4 protein-coding genes are annotated in these 3,792 nt (G+C 74.6%); 3 read left to right on the top strand and 1 reads right to left on the bottom strand.

Annotation, left to right across the window (positions count from 1 at the left end; all coding sequences use genetic code 11):
- Together AC0CYZ_RS24980 and AC0CYZ_RS24975 are read left to right on the top strand one after the other, a co-directional pair.
- A partial coding sequence (locus tag AC0CYZ_RS24980) for an adenylosuccinate synthase (RefSeq protein WP_472220363.1) occupies window positions 1-897 on the top strand: 897 nt, incomplete at its 5' end.
- Window positions 898-957: 60 nt separating this feature from the next.
- Window positions 958-1,284 (top strand): UBP-type zinc finger domain-containing protein, encoded by a 327-nt coding sequence (locus tag AC0CYZ_RS24975; RefSeq protein ID WP_472220361.1) that lies wholly within the window; start codon window positions 958-960, stop codon window positions 1,282-1,284.
- Window positions 1,285-1,288: 4 nt separating this feature from the next.
- Here the strand turns inward: AC0CYZ_RS24975 and AC0CYZ_RS24970 are convergent, their stop codons facing one another.
- Complete coding sequence (locus AC0CYZ_RS24970; RefSeq protein WP_472220359.1) at window positions 1,289-2,497, bottom strand: glycerophosphodiester phosphodiesterase family protein; 1,209 nt, start codon at window positions 2,495-2,497, stop codon at window positions 1,289-1,291.
- Between the two features lie 99 nt (window positions 2,498-2,596).
- On the opposite strand from AC0CYZ_RS24970, the gene purD reads away from it, so the two are divergent.
- A partial coding sequence (gene purD / locus AC0CYZ_RS24965; RefSeq protein ID WP_472220357.1) for a phosphoribosylamine--glycine ligase occupies window positions 2,597-3,792 on the top strand: 1,196 nt, incomplete at its 3' end.

Genomic DNA, 3,792 nt, shown 5'->3' with positions numbered 1-3,792 from the left:
CCCGCGTACCAGGACAAGGTGGCGCGCGTCGGGGTCCGCGTGCAGGACGTGTTCGACGAGAAGATCCTGCGGGAGAAGGTCGAGGCCGCACTCGACCTCAAGAACCAGATCCTCGTCAAGGTCTACAACCGACGCGCGCTCGACCCCGACGAGGTCGCCGACCAGGTGCTCGGCCAGGCCGAGGGCTTCGCCCACCGCGTCGCCGACACCCGCCTCGCGCTCAACCAGGCGCTCGAACGCGGCGAGACGGTGCTGCTGGAGGGCTCGCAGGGCACGCTGCTGGACGTCGACCACGGCACGTATCCCTATGTGACGTCGTCGAACCCGACCGCGGGCGGCGCGGTCTCCGGTTCGGGCATCGGGCCGGGACGCATCGACCGCGTCATCGGGATCCTCAAGGCGTACACGACGCGCGTCGGGTCCGGCCCGTTCCCGACGGAGCTGTTCGACGACGACGGCGAGTACCTGCGCAAGCAGGGCGGCGAGTTCGGGGTGACCACCGGGCGCAGCCGGCGCTGCGGCTGGTTCGACGCCGTGATCGCCCGGTACGCGACCCGTGTCAACGGTCTGACCGACATCTTCCTCACCAAGCTCGACGTGCTCTCGAGCCTGCGGGAGGTCCCGATCTGCGTCGCCTACGAGATCGACGGCAAGCGGGTCGAGGACATGCCGATGACGCAGTCCGACCTGCACCACGCGACGCCGGTCTACGAGCGCATGCCCGGCTGGTTCGAGGACATCTCGGCCTGCCGGTCGTTCGACGACCTCCCGGCGGCGGCCCGGGACTACGTCGAGCGCCTCGAGGAGCTGTCGATGGCCCGGATCTCCGCGATCGGGGTCGGGCCGGGGCGCGACGAGACGATCACGCGGTCAGGGGCGAGCGCAGCGACGGAGTAGGTGGTCAGGGGCGAGCGCAGCGACGGGGTAGTTGGAGACCTCGTCACCTAGAATGGTGACGTGGGCGCCTGTGAACACCTCATCGAGTCCAAGCACAACCCCCAGCCCACGCCGTCGGTCGATCCCGACACCCCGGGCCTGATCTGCCCGGACTGCCGGGAGGCCGGTCACGACGCGTGGGCCCACCTCCGGATGTGCATGACCTGCGGGCACGTCGCGTGCTGCGACTCCAGCCCGTACCGGCACGCCACGGCCCACCACGAGGCCACGGGGCACCCCGTCATGCAGTCCTTCGAGCCGGGCGAGGCGTGGCGGTGGTGCTACCTCGACCGCCGGCTGCTGCCGCTCGTCCTCGCCGAGGACGGGCGCCCGACGGTGCACCGGTAGCCGCTCAGCCGGCCCAGGCCGCGACGGCGGTGTCGCCGTTGTCGCTGAAGAGCCCCTCGATGCCGAGCGCTCGGTACCGGGCGTACTCGCCGAACGCGTCGCCGTAGGTCGACCGCGGCGCCGCCTCCGGGGGCTGACCGGGGTGCTCCCCGCGTCGCAGCGGCGCCGGGAGGAACTCGTTCTCGTTGCGGAACGTGTAGGGCATCGTGCGCAGCCCGACCGCCCGCGCGTCCGCGAGCAGGGACGTCGGCGTGCCCGTCGGGCCGATCACGCGCTCCTTCGTCGGCCCGATCCACGTGGCGTAGCCGGCGATCTCCCGCAGTCCGGCGGGGGTGACGAGGTCGTCGAACGTGCGGTGGTCGCCCGCCGCGACGAGGTCGGCGGGAGCGACGCCGGCCGCGTCGATCAGCTGCAGCAGGGGGCAGCCGACCTGCGTCCTGAGCTCCTTCAGGTTCGCCGTCTCGAAGGACTGGATGATCACGTGCGGGTCGGCCGCGAGCCCGCGGCGGCGCAGCGTGTCGACGAGCGCCGGCTCGACCGGCAGCCCGATCGAGCGGTGGAAGGTCGAGTGCTTGACCTCGGGGAGGACGCCGACACGGCGGCCCAGCTCGCGCGAGAGGCCGTCGAGGGTGTCGAGGACCTCGTCGAGGGTGAGGATCCCGTAGCGCCGGTCGTAGAGCGTGTTGTGCGGGCGGGTCGCCGGGATCCGCTCGACCGCGCGGAGCGTCTTGAGCTCGGCGAGGGTGAAGTCGACGGTGAACCAGCCCTCGGTCGGCGTGGAGTCGATGACCTTCGTGGTGCGCCGCGACGCGAACTCGGGGTGCAGGGCGACGTCGGTGGTCCCGCCGATCTCCGGCTCGTGACGCGCGACCAGGTGGCCGTCCCGCGTGGGGCAGAGGTCGACGTCGACGGCGTCGACCCCGAAGCGCGCCGCCAGCGAGTAGGACGCGACGGTGTGCTCCGGGCGGTACCCGGCCGCGCCGCGGTGTCCGACGATCGTCACCGACGTCCGGTCCGGGCCCGGCCCGGGCACGACCGGCGCCGGAGCGGGAGCGCCCGTCGGGACGCCCGGGCCCGGGGCCCCGCCGCCGGCCGTCGGCGTCGCGCCGGGCCCCGCCGCCGGCCCCGGCGACCCGGCGTTCGAGCAGGCGGCCAGGCCGGCGACCGCGAGGCCACCGGCGGTCACGAACGCGGCACGGCGGGTGATCTCCATGGTCGGCGATCGTCGCCCGCGGGCGTCGTCGCCCGCCACCCGTCCCGGCGACCCCGCGGTGAACAGCCGGTGCGGGGTGGCCCCGTAGGGTCGGCGGTCGTGCGCGTCCTGGTCATCGGGTCCGGAGCCCGCGAACACGCCCTGCTGCTCGCCCTCGCGGCCGACCCCACGGTGACCGCCCTGGCGGCCGCCCCGGGCAACGCCGGCACCGCGGGCCTCGCCGAGCACCCGGGCCTGGCCGACCCGACGTCGGGACCCGCCGTCGTCGAGCTGGCGCGGCGCTGGGGGGCCGACCTCGTCGTCGTCGGGCCCGAGGCGCCGCTGGTCGCCGGGGTCGGCGACGCGCTGCGCGAGGCCGGCATCCCCTGCTTCGGGCCGACCGCCGCGGCCGCCCGGATCGAGGGCTCGAAGGCGTTCGCGAAGGACGTCATGGCCGCGGCGGGCGTCCCCACGGCGACGGCCGAGATCGTCGACACCCCGGCGCGACTGGACGCGGTGCTGGAGAAGTTCGGCGGGGCGAGCGGGGATCGCCGCGGGCCGTGGGTGGTCAAGGACGACGGGCTCGCCGCGGGCAAGGGCGTGCTCGTCACCTCCGAGTACGACGACGCCCGGGCGCACGCGATGGCGCTGCTCGAGGCCGGGCACCCGGTGCTGTTCGAGTCGTTCCTGGACGGCCCCGAGGTCTCGCTGTTCTGCTGCGTCGACGGCACCGACGTCGTGCCGTTGCTGCCCGCACAGGACGCGAAGCGCCTCGGCGACGACGACGCGGGGCCCAACACCGGCGGCATGGGCGCCTACGCCCCGCTGCCGTGGGCACCGGCCTCCCTCGTCGACGACGTGGTGGAGCGCATCGTGCGGCCGGTCGCCGCGGAGATGGCGCGGCGCGGGACCCCGTTCTCGGGCCTGCTCTACGCCGGGCTCGCGCTCACCTCGTCGGGCCCGCAGGTCGTGGAGTTCAACTGCCGCTTCGGGGACCCGGAGACCCAGGTCGTCCTCGCCCTGCTGCGCTCGTCGCTGTCCTCGCTGCTGCTCGCGACGGCCACCGGCCGGCTCGGTGCCGAACCCGCCCCGACCTGGGCCGACGGCTACGCCGTGACCGTCGTCGTCGCGGCGGAGGGCTACCCGGGAGTAGTCCGGACCGGCGAGGTGATCACGGGGGCCGACGCTCCGGGGGTCCTGCACGCCGGGACCCGGCGCCGCGAGGACGGGGCGGTGGTCTCTGCGGGTGGGCGGGTCCTCTCGGTGGTCGGCACCGGGGCGACGCTCGCCGAGGCGCGCGACGACGCCTACACCCG

The organism is Actinomycetospora sp. (genome assembly GCF_055612215.1).
This window is presented reverse-complemented; position numbering and strand designations above follow the sequence as displayed.

Bases quoted from the DNA above. Each gene is read 5' to 3' on its own strand.
- AC0CYZ_RS24970 (WP_472220359.1), bottom strand. From the start codon at position 2,497: ATGGAGATCACCCGCCGTGCCGCGTTCGTGACCGCCGGTGGCCTCGCG.